17 protein-coding genes are annotated in these 22,546 nt (G+C 59.8%); 12 read left to right on the forward strand and 5 right to left on the reverse strand.

The window, feature by feature from the left end; translation table 11 throughout:
* Positions 1-97 precede the first annotated feature (97 nt).
* The 4 genes from dxs to QMX86_RS04385 form a co-directional block, all read right to left on the reverse strand.
* Positions 98-1,996, reverse strand: coding sequence for a 1-deoxy-D-xylulose-5-phosphate synthase (gene dxs, locus QMX86_RS04370; protein WP_282384488.1), 1,899 nt, complete (start codon positions 1,994-1,996; stop codon positions 98-100).
* 91 nt (positions 1,997-2,087) lie between these two features.
* The gene (gene ispA / locus QMX86_RS04375; protein ID WP_122705939.1) at positions 2,088-2,975 is read right to left on the reverse strand and encodes a (2E,6E)-farnesyl diphosphate synthase; all 888 of its coding nucleotides are present in this window, start codon (positions 2,973-2,975) and stop codon (positions 2,088-2,090) included.
* Complete coding sequence (locus QMX86_RS04380) at positions 2,972-3,214, reverse strand: exodeoxyribonuclease VII small subunit (protein WP_016772991.1); 243 nt, start codon at positions 3,212-3,214, stop codon at positions 2,972-2,974. Before QMX86_RS04380 ends, ispA begins: the two co-directional genes overlap by 4 nt.
* A gap of 105 nt (positions 3,215-3,319) precedes the next feature.
* Positions 3,320-4,453 carry a Fic family protein gene (locus QMX86_RS04385; protein WP_282384489.1) on the reverse strand — a complete coding sequence of 378 codons (1,134 nt, stop codon included), beginning with the start codon at positions 4,451-4,453 and terminating at the stop codon, positions 3,320-3,322.
* 278 nt (positions 4,454-4,731) lie between these two features.
* On the opposite strand from QMX86_RS04385, the gene QMX86_RS04390 reads away from it, so the two are divergent.
* Genes QMX86_RS04390 through QMX86_RS04415 form a run of 6 tightly spaced genes read left to right on the forward strand, consistent with a single transcriptional unit; the run spans position 4,732 to position 14,914 of the window.
* Complete coding sequence (locus QMX86_RS04390; RefSeq protein WP_024014479.1) at positions 4,732-5,523, forward strand: DUF2135 domain-containing protein; 792 nt, start codon at positions 4,732-4,734, stop codon at positions 5,521-5,523.
* A gap of 35 nt (positions 5,524-5,558) precedes the next feature.
* The gene (locus QMX86_RS04395; protein ID WP_282384490.1) at positions 5,559-7,271 is read left to right on the forward strand and encodes a DUF2138 domain-containing protein; all 1,713 of its coding nucleotides are present in this window, start codon (positions 5,559-5,561) and stop codon (positions 7,269-7,271) included.
* Complete coding sequence (locus QMX86_RS04400) at positions 7,256-7,906, forward strand: DUF1175 domain-containing protein (protein ID WP_282384503.1); 651 nt, start codon at positions 7,256-7,258, stop codon at positions 7,904-7,906. The genes QMX86_RS04395 and QMX86_RS04400 overlap by 16 nt, the downstream gene beginning before the upstream one ends.
* The gene (locus tag QMX86_RS04405; RefSeq protein ID WP_282384491.1) at positions 7,903-12,477 is read left to right on the forward strand and encodes an alpha-2-macroglobulin; all 4,575 of its coding nucleotides are present in this window, start codon (positions 7,903-7,905) and stop codon (positions 12,475-12,477) included. The genes QMX86_RS04400 and QMX86_RS04405 overlap by 4 nt, the downstream gene beginning before the upstream one ends.
* Before the next feature lies 1 nt (position 12,478).
* Positions 12,479-14,098, forward strand: a complete 1,620-nt coding sequence (locus QMX86_RS04410) for a DUF2300 domain-containing protein (RefSeq protein ID WP_282384492.1) — start codon at positions 12,479-12,481, stop codon at positions 14,096-14,098.
* 3 nt (positions 14,099-14,101) lie between these two features.
* Complete coding sequence (locus QMX86_RS04415; RefSeq protein ID WP_282384493.1) at positions 14,102-14,914, forward strand: DUF2135 domain-containing protein; 813 nt, start codon at positions 14,102-14,104, stop codon at positions 14,912-14,914.
* 6 nt (positions 14,915-14,920) lie between these two features.
* Here QMX86_RS04415 and QMX86_RS04420 read toward each other — a convergent pair whose 3' ends face one another.
* Complete coding sequence (locus tag QMX86_RS04420) at positions 14,921-15,355, reverse strand: hypothetical protein (protein ID WP_225914394.1); 435 nt, start codon at positions 15,353-15,355, stop codon at positions 14,921-14,923.
* A 715-nt stretch (positions 15,356-16,070) separates the two neighbouring features.
* On the opposite strand from QMX86_RS04420, the gene QMX86_RS04425 reads away from it, so the two are divergent.
* From QMX86_RS04425 to brxC, 6 genes are all read left to right on the forward strand, one after another.
* Positions 16,071-16,733 (forward strand): inovirus Gp2 family protein, encoded by a 663-nt coding sequence (locus QMX86_RS04425; protein WP_282384494.1) that lies wholly within the window; start codon positions 16,071-16,073, stop codon positions 16,731-16,733.
* A gap of 209 nt (positions 16,734-16,942) precedes the next feature.
* Positions 16,943-17,266: a hypothetical protein gene (locus QMX86_RS04430; protein WP_282384495.1), complete on the forward strand. Its 324-nt coding sequence runs from the start codon at positions 16,943-16,945 to the stop codon at positions 17,264-17,266.
* 175 nt (positions 17,267-17,441) lie between these two features.
* Positions 17,442-17,645, forward strand: coding sequence for a helix-turn-helix domain-containing protein (locus QMX86_RS04435; RefSeq protein WP_060765718.1), 204 nt, complete (start codon positions 17,442-17,444; stop codon positions 17,643-17,645).
* Entirely contained in the window at positions 17,635-18,249 is a 615-nt protein-coding gene (locus tag QMX86_RS04440; RefSeq protein ID WP_282384496.1) for a DUF1819 family protein, read from the forward strand. The genes QMX86_RS04435 and QMX86_RS04440 overlap by 11 nt, the downstream gene beginning before the upstream one ends.
* Entirely contained in the window at positions 18,246-18,902 is a 657-nt protein-coding gene (locus QMX86_RS04445) for a DUF1788 domain-containing protein (protein WP_282384497.1), read from the forward strand. Before QMX86_RS04440 ends, QMX86_RS04445 begins: the two co-directional genes overlap by 4 nt.
* Positions 18,903-18,913: 11 nt before the next feature.
* Complete coding sequence (brxC, locus tag QMX86_RS04450) at positions 18,914-22,462, forward strand: BREX system P-loop protein BrxC (protein WP_282384498.1); 3,549 nt, start codon at positions 18,914-18,916, stop codon at positions 22,460-22,462.
* The last annotated feature ends 84 nt before the right edge of the window (positions 22,463-22,546 follow it).

Genomic DNA, 22,546 nt, shown 5'->3' on the forward strand with positions numbered 1-22,546 from the left:
TGCTCGCGAATGCGGACTGTCAGTCAAATGAATGCTGACTGACACACCGCATTCGCGAGCAAGCTCGCTCCCACAGGGTTTTGCACAGGTATTACTTTTATCGGTGAAGCAAATCCAGCCGCTGGCGAATCGACGCTTCGATCCCGGCCTCATCCAGCCCGCACTCGGCAAGCATCTGCGCCGGTTTCGCATGCTCGACGTAAATGTCCGGCAAGCCCAGATGCAGCATCGACTTGAGAATGTTCTCGCGGGCGAGGAATTCGCTGACCGCGCCGCCGGCGCCGCCCATGATTGCGTTCTCTTCGATGGTCACCAGCAACTCGTGGCTAGCGGCGATCTCGCGTACCAGCGCTTCATCCAGCGGTTTGACGAAACGCATGTCGACCACGGTGGCGTCGAGCTTCTCGGCGACTTTCAAGGCTTCGCTCAGTTGCACGCCGAACACCAGCATGGCGACCTTGCTGCCCTGACGACGGACAATGCCCTTGCCGATTTCGATCGCTTCGAGATCTTTTTCGATGACTGCATTCGGCCCGCTGCCGCGTGGGTAGCGCACTGCCGCCGGGCCATTGTAGAGGTGGCCGGTGGTGAGCATCTTGCGCAGTTCGTTTTCATCGCTCGGGGTCATGATGACCATGCCCGGGATGCAGCGCAGGTACGACAGGTCGTAGCTGCCAGCGTGGGTCGGGCCGTCTTCGCCGACCAGACCGGCGCGGTCGATGGCGAACAGCACGTCGAGGTTCTGCACCGCGACGTCGTGTACCAATTGGTCGTAACCGCGTTGCAGGAACGTCGAATAGATCGCCACCACCGGTTTCGCGCCTTCGCAGGCCATGCCAGCGGCGAACGTTACCGCGTGCTGCTCGGCAATCGCCACGTCGAAATAACGCTCCGGGAAACGCTCGCTGAACGCCACCAGATCCGAGCCTTCCTTCATCGCCGGGGTGATCCCGACCAGACGCGCGTCAGCCGCCGCCATGTCGCACAGCCACTCGCCGAACACCGCCGAATACTTCGGCCCGCTGGCGGCTTTAGGCGCGGCGGCCGGGGCGTCCAGAGGTTCGAGTTTGGTGATGGCGTGGTAACCGATCGGGTCGACTTCCGCCGGGGCGAAGCCTTTGCCTTTCTTGGTGACGATGTGCAGGAACTGCGGGCCTTTGAGATCGCGCATGTTGCGCAGGGTGGCGATCAAAGTGGGCAGATCGTGACCGTCGATCGGGCCGATGTAATTCCAGCCCAGCTCTTCGAACAGGGTGCCAGGGACCAGCATGCCCTTGGCATATTCTTCGGTGCGACGGGCGATTTCCCACGCACCGGGCAGGCGCGAAAGGACCTTCTTGCTGCCCTCGCGCATGCTCGCGTAGGTGCGGCTGGACAGAATCTTCGCCAGATAATTCGACAACCCGCCGACGTTGCGCGAGATCGACATATCGTTGTCGTTGAGGATCACCAGCATGTTGGCGTTGACTTCAGGCGCATGGTTCAGCGCCTCGAAAGCCATGCCGGCGGTCAGCGCGCCGTCGCCGATCACGGCGATAGCCTTGCGATCGCTGTCCTGCAGACGGGCGGCAATGGCCATGCCCAGCGCAGCGCTGATCGAGGTGCTGGAGTGGCCGACGCCGAAGGTATCGTACTCGCTCTCGGAGCGGCGCGGGAACGCGGCAATGCCGTCCTTCTGACGCAGGCTGGCCATGCGCTCGCGGCGACCGGTGAGGATCTTGTGCGGATACGCCTGATGCCCGACATCCCACAGCAGACGGTCGTCCGGGGTGTCGAAAACGTAATGCAGCGCGATGGTCAGCTCGATCACGCCCAGGCCGGCACCGAAATGCCCACCGGTCTGGCCGACCGTGTAGAGCAATTCCAGGCGCAACTCATCGGCCAGGGTTTCCAGCTCGGCTTCGCCTAACCGGCGCAGGCCGTCCGGCGTGTTCGCGCGGTCGAGCAGGGGCGTGGTCGGGCGCTTGCGGGGAATCTCATGAAACGTCGTGGGCATCAGGCGAATCGTTATAGGTATAAAAGATGCGGCAGTTTACCTGATGCATCGCCCCCTGCCCACGCGTTGGTCTTTTTTGGCCGATACGCCGTCAGTTGCGTCGCTCGACGATATACCGGGCCAGCTCGCGCAACGGCTCGGCGGCCGCGTCAAACGGTCGCAGCGCCTGCAAGGCCTGATCGCGCAGTTCCAGAGCGTAGGCCTTGGCGGCGTCGAGGCCGAGCAGCGCCGGGTAGGTTGGCTTGTCGCGGGCAATGTCGGCGCCCTGCCGTTTGCCGAGGGTCGCGGTATCGCTTTCCACGTCGAGGATGTCGTCCTGCACTTGAAATGCGAGACCGATGGCCTGTGCATAAGTCTGCAACGCCTGAAGCTGATCAGGCTGGGCGCGGCCGCTGGCGAGGGCGCCGAGCCTGACGCTGACTTCAATCAGCGCGCCGGTCTTGTGCCGGTGCATCTGTTCCAGGGCTTGTTGATCGAGTTTGAGACCGACCGAACCCAGATCGATGGCCTGGCCACCGACCATGCCCGCCGGACCGGCTGCATGGGCCAGCGCCGTGACCATCTGCAGACGGATGTCGCTGCTGCAATCGCTCAGGCGCGGATCGAGCAGGGCGCTGAAGGCCAGGCTCTGCAAGCCGTCACCGGCGAGGATCGCGCAGGCTTCGTCGAATTTCTTGTGGGTCGTCGGCTGGCCGCGACGCAGATCGTCATCGTCCATCGCCGGCAAATCGTCGTGCACCAGCGAGTAGGCGTGGATCAACTCGACCGCACACGCCGCGCCGCTGGCCTGTTCAGCCTGGCCACCGAGGGCTTCGCACGCCGCGTAAGCCAGCAACGGGCGCACGCGTTTGCCGCCGTTCATCACGCTGTAGCGCATCGCTTCGTAGAGCCGCGCCAGTTCCGGCAGCGGCGCGTTGAACAGCGTTTCCAGCGCCGCGTTGACCCGGGCCTGACTGCTCGCCGAATACGCCGCGATCATTCTGGCTCATCCGCGTCGAAGGGTTCCTCGGCGAGCTCGCCATCGCGCTCCAGCAGCACCTGCACTTTCTGCTCGGCCTGGGCCAGCGCCGCCTGGCAGTCACGGGTCAGGCCGATGCCCTGCTCGAAAGCGGTCAGCGAGTCTTCCAGCGACAATTCACCGTTCTCCAGACGCTCGACCAGTGTTTGCAGGTCGGCGAGGGATTGTTCGAAATCCAGTGCAGCTTTTTTGCGGGCCATGGCGGCAATTTCCGGTAGACGTTAAACCGGCGCGACACTAGCAGATAGGGGGGGTATGGGCAAATGAGCGGGCCGTCGCTAGGCCCCTCCATAACGGTCGGCGAGTCAATCCGGATAGTTGATTTTGTAACGCGTACTGCGTCCGCCGCCCGGCAGGCGTTGCAGGCAGCCCTTGTCCAGCAACTCCGCCAGATGCCGCGTCGCGGTGGCTTTGGATACTTTCGCAACCGCTTGATATTGCCCTGCGCTGAGGCCCTGTTCGAAACCGCGCTCACCGCCATCGAGCAAGCAATTGAGCACTTTGATCTGCTCCGCTGAAAGGTCGGATTCGCGGTGCGCCTGCCAGAAGCGAGTCTTGCCCAACACCGAATCTATCCGGGTGATGGCTTGCTGCAGGCTGCGCAGCAGTGTCTGCAAAAACCAGGTCAGCCATTCGGTGATATCGAGCGTGGTCTTTTGGCTCGACTCCAGAATCCGGTAATAACCGGCGCGATCCTCGAGAATGCTTGCGGACATCGCGTAGAAGCGGATCGCCTGCGCTTCGCCTTGCGCCAGCGCCAGATCGGTGATTGTGCGGGTCAGACGACCGTTGCCGTCGTCGAAAGGGTGCAGAGTGACAAACCAGAAATGCGCGATGCCTGCGCGTAACAGCGGATCCAGCGAAACCTGATCGCGGCTGGCTTCGAACCAGCTCAAAAAACGCTCAATTTGCTGTTCCAGCCCTTGGCGCGGTGGCGCCTCAAAGTGAACCGTTGGCCGGTCGAGCCGACCGGACACCACCTGCATCGGTTCGTCGCCGCGCAAGGTACCGACGAGTATTGGCCGCGCGCTGAACATCGCTTCCTCGGCGGGGAAAAGCCAGGTGTGCCATTCCAGCAATCGGGCCAGGGTCAGCGGCTCGTCGAAGCCATGGGTGGCATCGAGCATCAATTGCGCCAAGCCCTCGCTACGCTGGCTGACGCTATCGCGATCAATCCATTCCAGACCCAGGCGCCGGGCCAGAGAAGAACGCACGGAGCCGACATTCAGTTGCTCACCTTCGATGGCGGAGGAGGTGACGATGTTCTGAAGCAACGCATCGAGCTCGCTCTGAGCGCTCATCGAATCGCCCACTGAGCCGGCCATTCCCAAGAGTCGGCCCTGCATCTGCACGCACTCGCGCAGCAGCGGGGCGAGGCGCTCTGCTTGCCAGTTGAAGTCGGGCCAATCCGGTTGTTGCCAGATCCAATGTGCGGTCATTGATCACCTGTCGTAGAAGCGTGAGCCGAATAAAAACGCTATTCGGCTCATTTGGTGAGCCGAATATGCCGGCTATTCGGCTCATCGTCTACCCGGATGGCGCGATTCCTACAGCAGTCACACATGTATCCGATTGTTAAAAAACTGCCGAATCGCTACTCTTCGCCGCTTCTACGGCCCCGACAGTTGCGGGGCATTCAGACGAAACGCAGTTCACCGCTGTGAAGTACCGAGGATCGGGTGCAAGGTTTCGTTCAAGGCATGGCAGGAGGCGTCACATGCGTTCATTTCTTTTGCTGCTGATCGGCCTCGCCTGCGCGCCTGCGCTGTGGGCGGCGCCGACTGCGCAGTTGTCCGAGCCGGTGGGCGGCTGGCGTTATCACGGCCTGCTCGATCGCTCGGAAAACCCGCAGGTCGCCTACCCGACGCCGCCGATCGATCGCGGCATTCAGCGCAATCGCACGATGATCCAGGGCCAGCTCAAAGCCCTCGGCCACATGCGTCCGCCGCACAGCCTCGCCGTCAACGGCAATCCATTGAATTTGTACACCGATGATCAGGGACGTTTTGCCCGGCCCTACGCATTTGGCGCCGGTTCCAACAGCGTCGAAGTGATCAGCGCCGAGGGCCAGTCGCTCAAGCGCGTGCAATTTTATGAAGCAAATAATCTGCGCACGCCGGCGAAGATTCGTCTTGTCTTGGGATGGGACGACCCGAAAGCCGAGCTGGATCTGCATATTGTCACCCCCGACGGTCAGCATGCCTTTTGGGCACGGCCGGCGCTGAGCAATGGCGGCGGCCTCGACCCGGATGGTGTCGACGGCCCCGGCCCGGAAATGTTCACCATGACCGCGCCGCTGCACGGCACGTATCTGGTCTACGTCAACTATTGGGGCAACTACGGCGATGGTGGCTATAACTTCGAGGAAACCAGTAATCAGAACGAGGTGATCACCTCGCAGATCACCCTGGTGCTCAACGAAAACACCGTCGACGAAAAACGCGAAACCTTCATCGTGCCCCTGCGGGCGATCGGTGATCTGCTGCTGGTCAAGACTTTCAACTATTAAGCATCCCGCCACGGATGAACTCGGATGTTGTGAACATGAGCGATAACACTGTGACTCCAGCTGCCGCGACACCGGCGGCCAAACCTTCGCGGCGCTGGCCGCTGGTCGTGCTCGGCCTGTGCCTAGTGGCCGGTGTGGCGGGCGGTTTTGGCTGGCTGCTGCTCAAGCCCAAAGCGCCGCCGGCGGCCCTTGCCAGTGACAAGCTCGGCCTCGGCCGTCCAGACGCCTTGCTCGAAACCCGTTCACTGAGCCAGTTGCCCAAGGACCTGCTGGCGGTGCCGTTCCTCAAGGCCACGCTCACCGAGGATTTCGTCTTCTATTACGAAACCCACGCCGACCGCCTCGGCCTGATCGGCAGCCTGCGCCGGATCATCTACGAGCATGACCTCAAATTGCAGGACAGCCTGATCGAGCAGCTTTTTGATCAACCGGCCGATGTTGCGCTGTGGCGTGGCGCCGATGGTCGTTTGAAGGATTTCCTGCTGGTGATGGATCGCGGCGGATTGGCCAAGCTGCTCGAGCCGTTGGCGAAAGTGGCGCTGGATGACACTCAGCTCAGCATCTTCGGCACTCTCAAAGTCGGCGGCGATGACGTGCCGCTGTATCAACTCAGCTATAACGCCAGTAAATCACTGCTGTTCGCGTCGCGCGGCGACAAACTGGTGGTGCTGTCCAATCCAGCCAAGTACTACGACCCCGAGAGCGGCGTCTCGGAAGAGTCGGGCCGCGTTTCCGCGCAAGCGCTGGCGGCGTTGCTCAACGGTGAAAAACTCTTCCCCGAAGCGTTCGGCTTGCCGGCGAAAAGCCCGGAAACCAAGCAGCGTCTGTCGGTCAATTCCAGCGTCCTCGCCATGGGCTATCAGCGCTTCATTCCGAATTTCGCCGGCCTGCGTTTCGACATGGACGACAAGGGCTGGCACAGCTATCTGGCCATGGACGAACTGGAAAATCAGCCGGACTTCGATTTCAAACCGGTCTGGCAGGCGATGCCGTTGGGGGCGAGCGCTTGCGTGACCCTGCCGGTGGCGGCCGAGCCGCAGAAACCGATATTGATCAAACTCGGTGCCGATGAAGCTGTTGCGCAAACGCTGACCGAACACGTCGCTGGCGCGGCCGGCCTGTGCTGGTACGCCGATTCCCGGTTGTACACACCTCTGCTGGTCGCCAGCCTCAAAGACGAGGACAGCAGCAAACTCGACGCTGATCTGGGCAAGTTGTTCGGTTCGATGGTCGGCGCGTTCGAAGCCAACGTCGCCGAAAGCGTATTCCCGGTGATCGACAAGCAGGAGGGCCAGAGCCACGTCTGGCAGCGTCAGGTCAGTTCCAGTTTCGGTCCGTACGCGGCGAAGACCGCTGAAAACCCGGAGGCGATTTCCGGCAAGGCGTTCATGAAGGTCAGCCTCGCCCGTCACGGCTCGACGCTGCTGTTCTCCCTCGACGACAAACTCGTCGACAAAGCCCTCGGCACCCTCGACAAGCGCTTCCCGCCGATGGCCGACGTTTTGCCAAAAGACGTACTGATGCCGATCTACTTCGGCCCGGACGCGATGGCGCAACTGATGCAGCGCGAAACCCTCGACAGCCTGCCGCAGGACATGGAGCCGGTGTTTTATAACGCTGCGCAAACCTACCTGATGCCGAAACTGCGCACCCTTGGCGGCTACGGCAAATATGCCCTGACCCTGCCCGAAGGCAGCGAGCCTGACGGCCACTGGCAATGGCTGCCGCTGGAATGGAAGGCGTTGTGAGCGCACTGATCCGCAGCCTCGGCTTGCTTGCTTTGCTGCTGAGCGCAGGCGCCCGTGCGGTTGAAGCGCCAGCGCTCGACCCGGCGCAATCCCAGGTGTTCCGCGCCTGGTTTGTGCGTATTGCTCAAGAGCAATTGAGCCAAGGCCCGAGCCCGCGCTGGTATCAGCAGGACTGCGCCGGGCTGGTGCGCTTTGCCGCCAACGAAGCGCTGAAAGTCCATGACGACAAATGGCTGCGCAGCAATGGTCTGTCCAATCGCTATCTGCCGCCGGAACTGGCGCTGAGCGACGAGCAACGCAAGCTCGCGCAACAGTGGCAGCAGGGCGGCGGCAAGGTCGGGCCGTACGTCAACGCGATCAAACTGATTCAGTTCAACAGCCATCTGGTCGGCCGCGATGTGTCGCAGGCGCGGCCCGGTGACCTGATGTTTTTCGATCAGGGCGACGACCAGCACCTGATGATCTGGATGGGCCGCTACATCGCCTATCACACCGGCACCACCACCCCCACTGACAACGGCATGCGTTCGGCAAGCCTGCAGCAACTCATGACATGGAAGGACACCCGATGGATACCCGACGCAGCCAACCCCAACTTCATCGGCGTCTATCGACTGAACTTTCTCTCCCAATGACCGGTGCCCGCATGTTGCGTATCTGTTCGCGAATTTCTTTGTTGTTGGCGTTGTTGCTGCCGTTTACCTGCGTCAACGCCGAAGACTCGGTGGAGCCGAGCAATTACACGCCGGTGGCCGGTGAGAGTTTTTTCTTGCTCGCCGATAGCAGTTTTGCCAGCGACGAGCCGGCGATGGTCCGCCTCGAAGCCCCGGGTCGTGACTACCGGCGCTTTCGCATGGAGCCGTACGGCGGCGCCGACATTCGCGTATATCGCATCGACAAGCCGCTGGATTTCCTCAAGCGCCAGAAGAACCTGCATCGCGTCGTCAGCGACGGCCAGTTCAAGGGCGAAGGTCTGTCCAACACCCTCGCGTATCTGTGGGACAACTGGTATCGCAAATCCCGCCGGGTGATGCAGCGTGCGTTCTCCTACGAGTCGCGCAAGCAGGTCACCGAAGAAGTGCCGGAGCTGAAAATGGGCGAGGCCATGGCCGCGCCGACGCCGTACGACGCGCAGCCGCAATTCGCGCTGATCCCGGGTTTGCCGGTGGTCAGCCAGTTCCGTTATCCACTGTGGCAGGCCAAGCCGATCCAGCCACCGACCGGGGTCAATCTGGCCGGCTCGTCCAGCGACTTTGTCAGCGTCGCACCGGGCAACGTTTACATCCCGTTGGGCAACCTGAAGCCTGGGCTGTATCTGGTCGAAGCGCTGATCGGCAAGTACCGCGCGACCACCATGGTTTTCGTCTCCAACACCGTCGCGGTGAGCAAGATTGCCGGTGATGAACTGCTGGTCTGGGCCGCGCGCAAACACGAAGGCAGCTCGGTGCCGAAGGTCAATGTGCTGTGGACCGATGGCCTCGGCGTGATGAGCAGCGGTGCTACCGATGCCGAAGGTCTGCTGCGCCTGAAACACGTCAGCCCGGAGCGCTCGTTCGTCATCGGCGAGGACGAAGAGGGCGGCGTGTTCGTCTCGGAAAACTTCTACTACGACAGCGAAATCTACGACACCAAACTTTACGCCTTCACCGACCGGCCGCTGTATCGTCCGGGCGATTGGGTGTCGTTGAAAATCGTCGGTCGCGAGTTCAAGAATGCCCGTGATTCGGTGCTGCCGGGCGCGGCGGATGTCAGTGTCAGCGTGCTTGATGCCACGGGGACCGAATTGCAGACCCTCGATCTGAAACTGGATTCCAAGGCCGGTACTCAGGGCCGTTTCCAGTTGCCGGATAACGCCGTGGCCGGTGGTTACGAGATCCGTTTCAACTACAAGGAGCAGGCCTACAGCAGTGCTTTCCGTGTGGCTGAATACATCAAGCCGCACTTCGAAATCTCGCTGAATCTGGCCAAGCAGGATTACCGTACCGGTGAGCCGGTGAAAGGCAATCTGGTGCTGCTCTATCCGGACGGCAAACCGGTGGCCAGCGCCAAATTGAGCCTGAGCCTGCGCGCCCAGCAACTGTCCATGGTCGACAACGAGCTGCAATACCTCGGGCAATTTCCGGTGGAGCTGACCAGCACCGAACTGACTACCGACAGCAAAGGCAACGCGACCCTCGATTTGCCGGCAGCCGATAAACCGAGCCGCTACATGCTCACCGTGTTTGCCAGCGACGGCGCGGCTTATCGGGTCAAAACCACCAAGGAAATCCTCATCGACCGTGGCGCGGCGAGTTTCCGCTTGAGTGCGCCGCAGCGTTTCAGTGCAGTCGGTGACAAGGTTGCCTTCAGCTACGCCAACGAGGGCGGCACCGAACAAAGCAAAGCCGTAACGCCGAGCAGCTACGCCTGGGTGCGCCTGGAAGATCAGAGCACCGGCGAAGGCAAACTCGCCGCAACGGACAAAGGCTTCAGCCTCGCCTTCGAACGTCCGGGCACGTACAACCTGACGCTGAAGGATCAACACGGTCGCGCCCTCGGCGCCACCAGCCATTCGGTCACCGGCGACGGTGTGAAAGCGGTGCCGGGTACCGTGGAAATCGTCCTCGACAAGCCCGAGTACAAGGCGGGCGAAGAAGCGCTGGCGCTGATCACCTTCCCTGAGCCGGTCAGCGATGCACTGCTGTCGCTGGAGCGCGACAAGGTCGAGGCCACTGCGCTGCTGGCCAAGGGCGCTGACTGGTTGAAGCTGGAAAAACTCAGCGACACCCAATACCGCGCGCGCATTGCGGTGAAGGATAACTTCGCGCCGAACCTGACCTTCTCCGTGCTCTACACCAAGGGCGGTCAGTACAGCTTCCAGAACGCCGGGATCAAAGTGGTCGCGCCACAAATCGACGTGGCGATCAGCACCGACAAAGCGGTGTATCTGCCGGGCGATACGGTCACCGTCGACCTGACCACACAGTTCGCCGGCAAAGCGGTTCCGGCGCATCTGACGGTCAGCGTGGTCGACGAAATGGTCTACGCGCTGCAACCGGAAGTCGCGCCGAGCATCGACCAGTTCTTCTATCACCCACGGCGCAACAACGTGCGCACCAGTGCCAGCCTGTCATTCATCAGCTACGACGTGGCATTGCCGGGCAGCCCCGGCGCACCGGGCAAAGCCAATCGCAGCGAACGCGGCGTGAAAGTGCTTGAGCGTCCGCGCCGTGAAGACGTCGACACCGCTGCGTGGCAGCCGGAGTTGTTGACCGGCGCCGACGGCAAAACCCGCTTCACCTTCAAGATGCCGGACTCGCTGACCCGCTGGCGCATCACCGCGCGGGCGATTGCCGATGACGGTCAGGTCGGGCAGAAGAAGCAGTTTGTCCGTTCGGAAAAACCGCTATACCTGAAGTGGAGCGGGCCGAGCAAATTCCGCAAGGGCGATCAGCCGCAACTGGGCGTGTTCGCTTTCAGTCAGGCAGAGAAATCGGTCAAGGCTGAACTGGTGACTCACTATGCCGGTACCGAACAACGTCTTCCGGTGACTTTGAACAGCGGCATCAATTACCTGCCACTGCCGGCGTTCGCTTTGGCCTCTGGCGAGTGGACGGCGCAGTTGGTGCAGGATGGCAAAGTCGCCGATGCCCTGGCTGTGCGCTTGAGTGCCACCGGTGAAGGCTGGCAGGTCACCCAGACACAAAGCCTCGAAGTGGTGAGCGGCGATACGCCATTGAGTTTGCCGGCGGATGCCACGGATATCCGCCTGCGTCTGGATGACAGTCCGCAAGCGCTGTTCCGTTCCGCCCTCGATGATCTGCTGAGCTACCCGTACGGCGGCGTCGAGCAGACCGCCAGTCGCTTGCTGCCGCTAAGCATCGCTTATCCATCGCTGGCCTCGAACCCGCAGATTCGCGATCGCTTGCGCCTGATCATGCAGAACAGCCGTCTGCGTCTGGTGCAAATGGCCGGGCCGTCGGCGAGCTTCACCTGGTGGGGCTACGACGGCGAGCCGGATGCATTTCTCACCGCCTATGCCTATTACGCCGACTGGAATGCCAGCCGCGTACTCGACCTGACCCTGCCGCCGGAGCACTGGCAGCGGGTGCTGGAGGTTTATGCCAAGCAGGCGCCGAATACGCCATTGCTGCAACGGGCGCTGATTCTGTCGTTCGCCAAACAGATGCAGCTGCCAGTGAACACGCTGCTCAGCGGTTTGATCGACGATCTGGCCAAGGCCGGTGAAGGCGCTGCCGAAACCTTGCTCGACGACGGCCAGGACAGTCTGGTGATGAACGACCCGGATTCGGCACTTGGTCTGGCGACGGCACGGGTACTCACTGCATCGTTGGCCTCGCAGGCGAAAGTTGCTTTGCCGGAGGCATTCAATCGGCAACTGGGCGCAGCGCAACAACGTCTGGCGGTCAGCTCGCAGCCCTTCGTTGAAGCACTGAACCTGTCGCTGCAACCGTTTGATCAGGCTCGTGCGACAGCGCTGCTGCAACGTCTGTTGCCGCAGCAATCGACACTGGAACGTGCACTGGCGCTGACCTGGCTGCAACGCAGCATCGCTCAGGCTTCGCCGACCATCGCGCTGATGCCGGGTGAGGGCTGGAAGAAAAACCACGGCGCCAGCGGCGAGATGTACTGGACATGGCAAGGCGCGACGCCTTTGCCGAACGTACTGAGCGTGTCCGGCACTCAAGAGCGGCCGTTGCGTGCAGCGCTGAGCTTCCAGACTCAACAGCCGCAGGTCGATCCGATGGCCGTGACCATCACCCGGCGCCTGTCGCGTCTGGTGCCGGGCGACGAAGCGTTCACCTTCAAACTCGAGCCGGTCGGCACTAAACCGTTGTCCAGCGACAGCCTGTACCTGGACGAGGTGATCCTCACCAGCAAGGCAGCGAAACCGCTGCGCTACGGCATGCTTGAAGTGCCGCTGCCACCGGGCGCGGATGTCGAGCGCACGACGTGGGGCATCAAGTTGCAGGGCAAGGACGGCACCGAACCGACCGCGCTGGAGAAGGCGCGTTTCGAACCGGGACAACTGGCATACGCGGTGCCGGTCGACGCGCTGAGTGGTGAGTTGCGCCTGCGTCATCTGGTGCGCTTCTCGCAGAAGGGCCAGTTCAACCTGCCGCCGGTACGCTTCAAGCAAGTGTATGCACCGCAGCATCAGGCCCAGGAGGCGAAAGCCGCCCTCGGTCAGGTCACGGTCAACTGACATGCGCCGGCCGCTGTTGTGGCTGCTGATGAGTGTGATGCCTGCGCTGGCGACAGCGCAGGATGAGCCGTTGCGCGTGGCCTATCAGGGTGAGTTGTTGTCGTTGAGTCAGACGCAACTGATCAAGCGGGAACCGTTGCCAGCGTCGCTGGATGCGCCGCTGGGCAGTCTGTGGAAGTTGTTCGTCTACGCGTGGCTGGTGGATACCGGTGCACGGGAACCGGCGTATGAATGTCGCGGGCAGTCCAGAGAAGAAGTCTATTGCTGCTCGGCGGGCGGCAAGATCGAGCGGGATCAGGCACTGGTGAAGTCCTGCGGTCTGTATTTCGCACCGGCGCGGTTGGGCATTGCAGCGACGGATTGGCGAGCGTATTGGCAGGCGCGGCAAGCGCCGTCGTGGTTGCTGGATTTGCCAGCCGTGCAACCGGCAACAAGGGTTTCGGTTGCCGAGTTATTGAGCGTTCTGGCGTTGCTGCCAGCGCAGGAACAGATGCGCCGCGTGTTGCTCGATGTCGTGCTGAACGCGGCGGACGGCAATGTCGTCGGCGAGTTGGGCGGGCGCCTGCGGGTGAAAACCTGGAGCTGGCTCGGCGACCAGGATGCACAATCGCGGCAAGGTGGATTCGCCGGTTGGAGCGCCGACGGCGCACCGGTCTGGGCGGGTGGACGCGGTACCAGTCAAATGGTTCTGCGGCATTACGCTCAGGCGCTGGCCAGCGTATTGCCGACGGCTTGGCCGGTGGACGCGGGGCGTTGCGTGGAAGTCAGGCTGTTTTCGAAATATCCGGTTTCCAAGGTTTTGTCAGGTGACCGTGTCGCCCCGTCCGGGCCATTGCGCGGCGACTACCGCGTCGAATTCGCCAACGGCAATGCGCTGGACATCCACAGCGATGGCGAACTGTTTCTGCTCAACGACAAACTCGTCGCAAGACTTGATCGCGAAGAATATGTCGCCCGCGTTCTTGAGCGCGAAGCCAAACCGCAACCCGCCGAAGCCGCCAAGGCGCTGGCCGTAGCGATCCGCACTTATCTGCTGCAAAACGCCACGCGCAACGGCGACTGCCTGAGCATCGACGACAGCAGCAATCGCCAGCGCGTCGCCCCGCGTCCAGCCTCGGCCGAGTCACGCAACATCGCGGCGTGGACGACCGATCTGGTGCTGGCCGGCAGCACCGTCACCTATCACTCCGACCAGCCCGGCCCGGACAAACTCGCCTGGCAGCAAGCCGTCGAGCAAGCGAACGCCGGCCAACGTTTCGACGCGATTCTGCTGCACGCCTATCCACGCGCCAGCCTCAGCCGTTGGGACAACCCGGTCGCCTCCTGCGAAGCATTGCCCGCCGCGCAAGACTGGCTGCAAAAGCAGCGACGCGGCTGGCGTCCGAGGCTTGAAAGCGAAACCGGCTACAACGAAGTCAGCACTTTCGCCGTATGCAAACTCGCCTTCGGCCGACCCTTCGTCGACCGCGAACGCCAGCGCATTTACGTGCGCGGCGTACTGACCCTGCAGGATCGCCTCGACCTGACTCATGAATATCTGCACCTGGCCTTCGAAGCACACCCCAACGGCCAGGATGAAACCTACATCGAAGGGCTCGCCCGTCACCTTTTGCTGGAATAGACCATGACACTCCGTTATCCACAGGTCTTGCTGCTGCTCTGTGCCCTCAACGTACTGCCGCAAGCGTTCGCCGCCGATGGCGTCAAACTCGACACCCCGGTGGGCGGCTGGCGCAGCGGCGCTCCGCAAGGCGAGGGCGAGAGCTTTCGCCAGACCGTCAACTACCCGGCCTCGTCGGTCAACACACCGCTTGGCCAGGCCAATACCGCCAGAATCAGCGGCCAGATCAAAGCCGTGCCGAAGAACAACGAACCCGGCCGCCTGATCGTCAACGGCGTCAGCATGCCGCTGAAAATCGACCCCGCCGGCGGCTTCGATCGCCCGTTCTCCTTCCCCAACGGCAGCAACAGCGTCGAAGTGCGCAGCGCCGACGGCCAGCAACGCCACCGCACGCAATTCCTCAACGCCCGCGGCGGCGCCACCCCGGCCAAACTGCGCGTGCTGCTGGCCTGGGACAGCGACGACACCGACCTCGACCTGCACCTGATCACCCCCGATGGCGCCCACATCTGGTACGGCAACCGCAGCGCCGCCAACGGCGCCGCCCTCGACGTCGACGTCACCACCGGCTACGGCCCGGAAATCGCCGCCATGCCCGCGCCGATCAAAGGGCAATATCTGGTGTATGTGAATTATTACGGCGGCGGATATCGCGGGGATGACGAAGGTGGGGATGAAGCGGTTCAGGCGCTGACCACGGCGCAGGTGACGGTGATTACTGAAGAAGGCACGCCGAGCGAGAAGATGGAAACGTTTGTAGTGCCGATGCGGACGGCGGGGGAACTGACGTTGGTGAAGTCGTTCAGTTATCCGTGAATCCGGCTAATCAGGAAAAACGCCGCAAAGCGCGTTGCCCTGATAACCATGCACAATCGGCCCCAGCATCATGAACGGCCCGCAGGCGTAGAACGGCGACGGTACCGTTTGTTTTGAATAGAGCAAAACAATTTCATTGCCGGACTCGTCACTGCCAAAGGACTGCTCGGAATACGACGTACACACGGGCAATTTCAGCGGAACAGGAATGATCAACGCCCAAACCGTGATGCCACACCATTCACGGGTAGGCGCTGATTGCGCGGTTCGGGTAATCGCTGGCGTGAGCGAACGAGCACTTAGAGCTTTGTACTCGTCAGTTCTGAGTGTGGTTTTCTCAGGCAAAGCCACGATGGCACCGACGCAGCCTGAGAGATAAAAACTCATCGCAGCGATCAGGATGACCGGTCCAAGCAGTGTGAAACGAGGGGCGAATCGCACGTTTTAACTTCCTTGTGAAGCGTTTCGGAACAGTGGTGCCCAGCTTGTTCGATTCCTTCCAAGCGAGAGGCGTAGCCTTTTTGCAGGCATTAAAAAGCCGGCTTGTGGGCGGCGTTATTTTTGATATTTTTCCTTATTTTATTGAGTTTTGTTGAGTTTTTTGTTCCTGTCCCCCCACTTGTCCCCCCATGTGCGCGCTGCGTAGCATTACGATCAGTGACGACGGCTTATTTTAACCATTCGCAATGTAGAGCGTGGGTGTCGGCGTTAAGGTCGGCGTGATCAGCCGATGGGCTGAGCGTCCGGCAAGTCTGCGGTCGGCATTCCCGCTCACCGTTTGGCTCCAATCTGTAGTTTATTTCCAGAGCATCAGAATAACTGAAGCTCCCTCATTCTTGCCGCGCTCTCTGGCAGTTTGCCGCTCCACCCCCTTGCAGGAGTGGGGTGGTAGGTTTCGGTATTAGTATTATTTATATATCCAATCTCTATACCACTCCATTACTCATACAGCTCACCAATGACAGGAACTTGAATACCCCATGGCTGAATCAACAAACCATCCCCACCACGCTTACCCACCGGTGAGCGGCATGAGCTCAATCATCCAGGCCTAGTTCATCCAGTGACAGGGGGGGCGAATCATCGCTGAACGTCTGCCACTGTAAAAATTTACAAAGTCCGCTGAGTTGATGAACCTACTCAGCGGATCATTCCCATGACACACCAGCCCAAGCGTCACCCCGGTAACAGCAATCTCCACCTGCATCACGAGAGCGCCTTTCGTGGGCTACCCGTGATGACTTCCCATGCACCCTTCATTACCGAATACCTCGAACGACTTCATGAAACCACTCAGCTAGCGCTGAGCGCTCATCGTCGGGTATTCGCGGTCCGTTTCGATCTACGTTTTCCAGACGACGACCTACCACTCGAATCAGACAACACCGTCATCTCCAGATTTGTCGATTCCTTGACCGTCAGAATCCAATCAGCACGGGAGCGCTCCAAGCGCCTGAATGGCTTTGCACATCAGACACAGGTGCGCTGGTGCTGGGTCCGGGAGATTGGGCGAGAGGGTCGGCCGCATTACCACTTCGTCTTACTGCTCAATAAGGATGCGTACCACACCGTGGGGCGCTTTCACTCTGCACAAGAGAACCTATACCGCCGCATCCAGTCGGCATGGGCCAGCGCGTTGGGAATTGTTGAAGACGATGCGGATGGCTTGGTGCATGTCCCTGCCAACGCCGAGTATCACCTCTCTCAAGGTGATCCCGTGGAGATGGATCGCTACTTCCATCGTGTGAGCTACCTCTTCAAAGCCGCGACCAAGGTGTACGGCAATCGCTGTCGTGTGTTTGGTTGCAGTAGAGGGTGAGCTACGGTGTTGAGGTCGGTATCGGGGTGATCCTTCCCCATGATATCCAAGACGGCAGGGCGCGAACTTTTCGCACTGGTCGCATTCGACGGGCAACTGCTTGAGTTCTATCGATCAGTCGATGAACTATTCCCCACTTCTGCACGGATGTCCTATTCCCTGACTGGCTGATTGCCACTGCCATGGTGGCCTTTTACTAGGAGGGCACCATGGCATCAATAATTGAAGTAACTCAGGATGTGGTTTACGAGCTGTCAGGCGAGAGGGGCATCATGCCAGCAGATTCGATTGTTCAGTCCCCATCTGCGCTAGAGGAGTCTCCCGCATTCAAGAGGGATGATGAAACCTATGCGACGTTGTTCACCGGGACTACCCAGGCTGGGGATGTCGTATGGCGCGTCACGGCAGATTACGGTTTCACAACTCCAAGCGTCGACGCGGTCGAGTTGGTGGAGTGCCCTGAAGGTTTCGAGATTATCCAGGGCTTAGCGGTTGAGATAGTTCAAGTTGAATCGGATGTCGCTTCGATTTGAGCCACTGCTTGCCACCTCATGGAAGCGCTGATCAGAAGCTGATAGCTGGGGGTTTCTTGTAGGGGCTATCAACAGGTATTTATCAGGTGCTAATCCTTAAAAGCAGCTTTAACCTTATTAAAACCGACAAAAACAGCTAAGATCTGCAGGTCTTTTTTTATCTGCAGATCTAGCTATGACTGACCGTTGGCTCAGCGTTGATGAAATTTCCGAACATCTCGGCGTCAGTAAAGACACCGTTTATGCATGGATCGGTAAACGCAGCATGCCAGCCCATAAGGTGGGTAGGTTGTGGAAGTTCCAAAAGGTTGAGGTGGATACCTGGGTCAAAGCTGGCGGAGCCAGTGACGAATCGCAGCAGGTGAAAAATGACGGCTGAGCGCTATCGTCTGTCATTCACCACGGGTGGCCTGTTCCTACAGGAGGCACCCCTGGTAGCCGAGCGCTATCTGAAGCTACGTGATTGGGAGCGTACCCGAGAGCAGGTGCGTGGTGAGAACCTGTTGCAAGTTCGTACAGCAGCTGCTGCGACACGTATCAGTAAGGAGTTGATCGCGCGTCTGGAGCTTTTGGATCCAGAGGAGCTGGAGTTTTTGGTAGATGGCAGCCTGCGCGAGCAAGGCTACCTTCTATGGGCTGCAACTTGCCGGCGCTATGCCTTCATCCGCGACTTCGCTTGCGAAGTTCTGCGCGAGCATTACCTGCTTATGCGCCGCCAACTCACGACAAGCGATTACGATGCCTTCTGCAATGCAAAAGCATTGTGGCATGCCGAGCTGGATGAATTGGCAGCGTCCACGCAAAGCAAATTGCGGCAAAACTTGTTCCGCATGTTGCGGGATGCCGACTTGATCAGCGCACAACACCAGATCCAGCCTGTGTTGATAACTCCAGCGCTGGCCCATTTACTGGCTCGCCACGATAACAAGCAATTGCTGATATTCCCGGCAACTGACCATGAACTTAAAAGGTGGCTGCAATGAGCCAAAAAATCAGTCAGCAGCCGCTGGCAGCCCGCTTTGAACACCTATTGAACGTCATGAGCGGTCAGCGCTTTCTGGAAATGAAGGGGCTGAATAATGATCTGCCGTTCTACATCTGCGAATTCAAGGCGGCCGAAGCCTTTGAGATACAACGCATGCAGCGGCAACTGGTCAACACGTTGGCCGGTCTGCGTATCGATTGTTTGCAGGGGCGTGGTGTAAAGGTATTGGAAGTCAGCCTGTACGATCTGTCCATCGACCTGCTAAAGGCTCGTGAGGGCAGTGACGAAGGTGTCAGCTTGTGGGAGCAGATCCGGGCGATTGAGCCCGATGTTGAAAAAGAAGGTCTGCTGGAGCTTTTGCAGGGTGTATTGGATATCAAGGAACACCTGGTCCCGGCTATTGGCGAACGAATTGCCCAGGCGGATTACGACGTGCTTTTCCTCTCCGGCATCGGTGAAGTGTTCCCCTATATCCGCTCGCACAATGTACTCAACAACCTACAAAGCACGGCAAAAGACAAACCCACGGTGATGTTCTTTCCCGGTGAGTATCGGCATTCGCTGGAGCAGGGCGCGTCACTGGAGCTGTTCGGCCTGCTGCACGATGACAAGTATTACCGTGCATTCAATATTTTCGAGTCTCAGGTGTAAGGAAGCAGTCAATGGAACTCAATGGCATTTTCAAAAACTCCGTCGGCCGCCCAATTGAAGGAGTGATCAAAGCTGACGACGAGACCAGCCTGTACAACGAGCTGAGCGAATACGTTCTCACTGATGAAGTTGCCAAGCGTCTTGAAAGCTTCCTCGATGCCTACACCGACTACCACCATGCCAATGGCGTCTGGGTGTCAGGCTTCTTCGGCTCGGGTAAGTCGCACCTGTTGAAAATGCTCGCCTTGTTGCTGGAAAACCGCCAGGTCGATGGCAGCACCGCGCTGGATATTTTCTTGCCCAAGATCAAGGCCGACGACGAGCTGCTGCGCGCTCAGCTCAAAAAAGCCGTCGCCATCTCCTCGAAAAGCATCCTGTTCAACATCGACCAAAAAGCAGACATCATCAGTAAGACCCAGATCGACGCCTTGCTCTCGGTGTTCGTCAAAGTCTTTAACGAGATGTGCGGTTACTATGGAAAACAGGGTTATATCGCCCAGTTTGAGCGCGATCTTGACAGTCGTGAACTGTTCCGTCCGTTCAGGGACGCCTACCAGAGCGTAGCCAACAAGACCTGGGAGCGAGGTCGCGAGCAGGCGCTGCTTGAGTCCGGCAACATCGCCAAGGCCTACGCCCAGATCACAGGTGAAGACCTGGCACAGGCCAAAGGCATCCTCGACAAATACCGCGCCCAGCACAGCGTCTCCATTGAAGACTTCGGCAATCAAGTCAAGGTATGGCTTGACAAGCAACCGGCCAATTTTCGTCTGAACTTCTTTGTCGATGAGGTCGGTCAGTACATTGCCGACAACACCAAACTCATGACCAACCTGCAAACCGTGGCTGAAAGCTTGGCCACCAAGTGTCAGGGCCGGGCATGGGTCATTGTCACCGCACAGGAGGATATGGACTCCGTGATGGGCGACATGAGCAAGCAACAAAGCAACGACTTCACCAAGATCCAGGCGCGCTTTGCCAACCGTCTCAAGCTCACCAGTGCCGACGTGGCCGAGGTGATCCAGAAACGCTTACTGACCAAGAACGACTCCGGTGCCGAGCTGCTGAAAACCGTATACAACCAGCAGCTCAACAACTTCAAAACCCTGTTCGACTTTTCCGACGGTGGACAGCACTATCAGAACTTCCGCGATCTGGAGCACTTCACCTACTGCTACCCCTTCGTGCCCTACCAGTTCCCGCTTTTCCAGTCAGCCATTCGTGGCATATCCATGCACAACGGCTTTGAGGGCAAGGCCAACTCGGTGGGCGAGCGCTCTATGCTCGGCGTATTCCGCGAAGTGGCCATGGCTATCGACAACGAGCCAGTGGGCCAGCTGGCCACTTTCGATCGGATGTTCGAAGGCATTCGCGGGGCGCTGAAAAGCGCTATTCAAAGCGCCATCAACAATTCCGAGCGGCACCTTGGCGACCCATACGCGGTGCGGGTGCTCAAAGCATTGTTCTTGGTCAAGTACGTCAAGGAGTTCAAAGCCACTCTGCGCAATCTCAATGTGCTGATGCTGGAGCGTTTTGGCGAAGACATTCCAGCCCAACGCAAGAAGCTGGAAGCGGCACTCAACTTGCTGGAGCAGCAAACTTACATCCAGCGCAATGGCGAGCTCTACGAGTACCTGACCGACGAAGAGAAGGACATCGAAGAAGAGATCAAAAACACTGAGATCGAATCCGCCGATGTCATCAAGGAACTGGAAACCTTACTTTTCGACGGGGTGATCAAGCAGCGCAAGGTCCGCTATGAAAACGGCCAGGACTACGCCTATGCGCGCAAAATGGACGACCGTTCGCTCAGTCGTGAGTTTGAATTGGCCATCCACATCGTCACTCCGCTTAGTGACAACTTCGATAACCTCACCGTGCAGCGCATGCAAAGCATGGGCCGCGATGAGCTGCGCGTGGTGCTGCCGGCTGATGCCCGGTTCTTGCAAGACCTGACCATGTACAAGCGCACCGAGAAGTACATTCGGCAGAACAGCAACACCCAGCAGGAGGCAGTCAAGCGCATTCTCGATGCCAAGGGCTTCCAGAATACCGAGCGACTTGCTGAGATACAGGAGCGTGCCAAGTACCTGCTCGGCCACGCGCAGCTGATCATCAACGCGGCAGATGTGGATGTATCCAGCAACGATGGCCAGACCCGCATCCTCAAGGGCTTCTTCCAGCTCATCGAAACCACCTATCCGAATCTGCGCATGCTGCGTGATGTCCCGTTCAGCGAGGCAGACATCGGCAAGTTCCTGCGACAGGGGCAGGATGGGCTGCTCGGCAACGACGCCACCAGCCTGAACGAGCCGGAGCAGGAGCTGTTGGCGTTCATCCAGACCAATGCGCGCAGTGGCGTGCGCACCACGGTGAAGAGCCTGCTGGAGCGTTTCGAGCGCAAAAGCTACGGTTGGTATTACGCGGCCATCCTCTGCAACCTCGCGCTGCTCTGCGCGCGTGGCAAGGTCGAGGTGCGTCAGGACAGCAACCCGCTGGAAGGCGACATCCTGGAGCGCAGCCTGCGCAATACCAACGCCCATCCCACCCTCGTGCTGGAGCCGCAGATCGAATTCACCGCTTCCCAGGTCCGGACGCTCAAGGATTTCTTCGCCGACTTTTTCGACAGGCCGGCCAGCAGCAACGAGGCTCGTGCCCTGGCCCGTGAAACCATTGATGCCATCAAGGATCTCGAGCTGGAGCTGGCCGAGCTGCACGGCCAGAAGGCTCAGTATCCCTTCCTCTCTGCCTTGGATGGGGTGCTGGCAACCCTCAAGGAAATCGCCGCCAAGAATCCCAGCTGGTTCCTGACTGACCTGTCTCGTGCAGAAGATGCTCTAGTCGATACCAAGGAGCAGATCGTCGATCCGCTGCAGCGCTTCATGCGCAGCCCGCAGCGGGAGATCTACGACCAGGCCCGTCAATTAGTGCAGGAGCAGCAGGACAACTTCACCTATGTGAACGTCTCTGAGGTCGAGGCGATCCGGGTCATTCTGGCCGACAGCAAGCCCTGGCAGGGTAACCGCCTGCAGCAGACCAGGCCGCAACTGGAGGCGCTCCAGCTGGCCATCGCCAACCAATTGGCCAGCGAGCAGCAAGCCAGCGAGCAGTTGCTCGACGAGCTGGAACTGCGCCTGGGCGGTGCTGACGGTTACGAGGGGCTGAGTACCGAGCACAAGGCGAAACTGGCAGCCCCCTTCAGTGAGGCTCGCCAGGCCCTGAAAGGGCAAAAACTGATCGCGGTGATTCGTGATCAGCGCCGGCGTTTCGAGGATGAGCGATACCCGCAAATGTTGCTCACGCTCGAACAATTGGGCCGCCCGCAACCAGTGCAGCCCGAACCGTCTCCGCAGCCCAACAAGGAGCTGACGGGAGGTGGCGATTTGCCGCCCGACCAGCCGCCGTTGAAAGTGGCGGAGCCACGCATCGTGCAGGCTCGCCAGATCAAGGTCGGTTACACCAAGCCTTGGCTGGCCAGTGAGGCCGAACTGGACGACTACCTTCAGAAGCAGCGCGAAGCCTGGCTGAGGGAAATCCAGGCCGGCAACCGCGTGCAGATTTGATTCTGTAACTAATTCAAGTGACCCGATTTCTGCGGGCCACTCCTAAGTTGAGAGTGCCCGGCCGAGTGCCGGGAGCAGGAGAGT

Origin of the sequence: Pseudomonas sp. PS01270 (genome assembly GCF_029959775.1) — a bacterium.
Taxonomy (GTDB): domain Bacteria; phylum Pseudomonadota; class Gammaproteobacteria; order Pseudomonadales; family Pseudomonadaceae; genus Aquipseudomonas; species Aquipseudomonas atacamensis.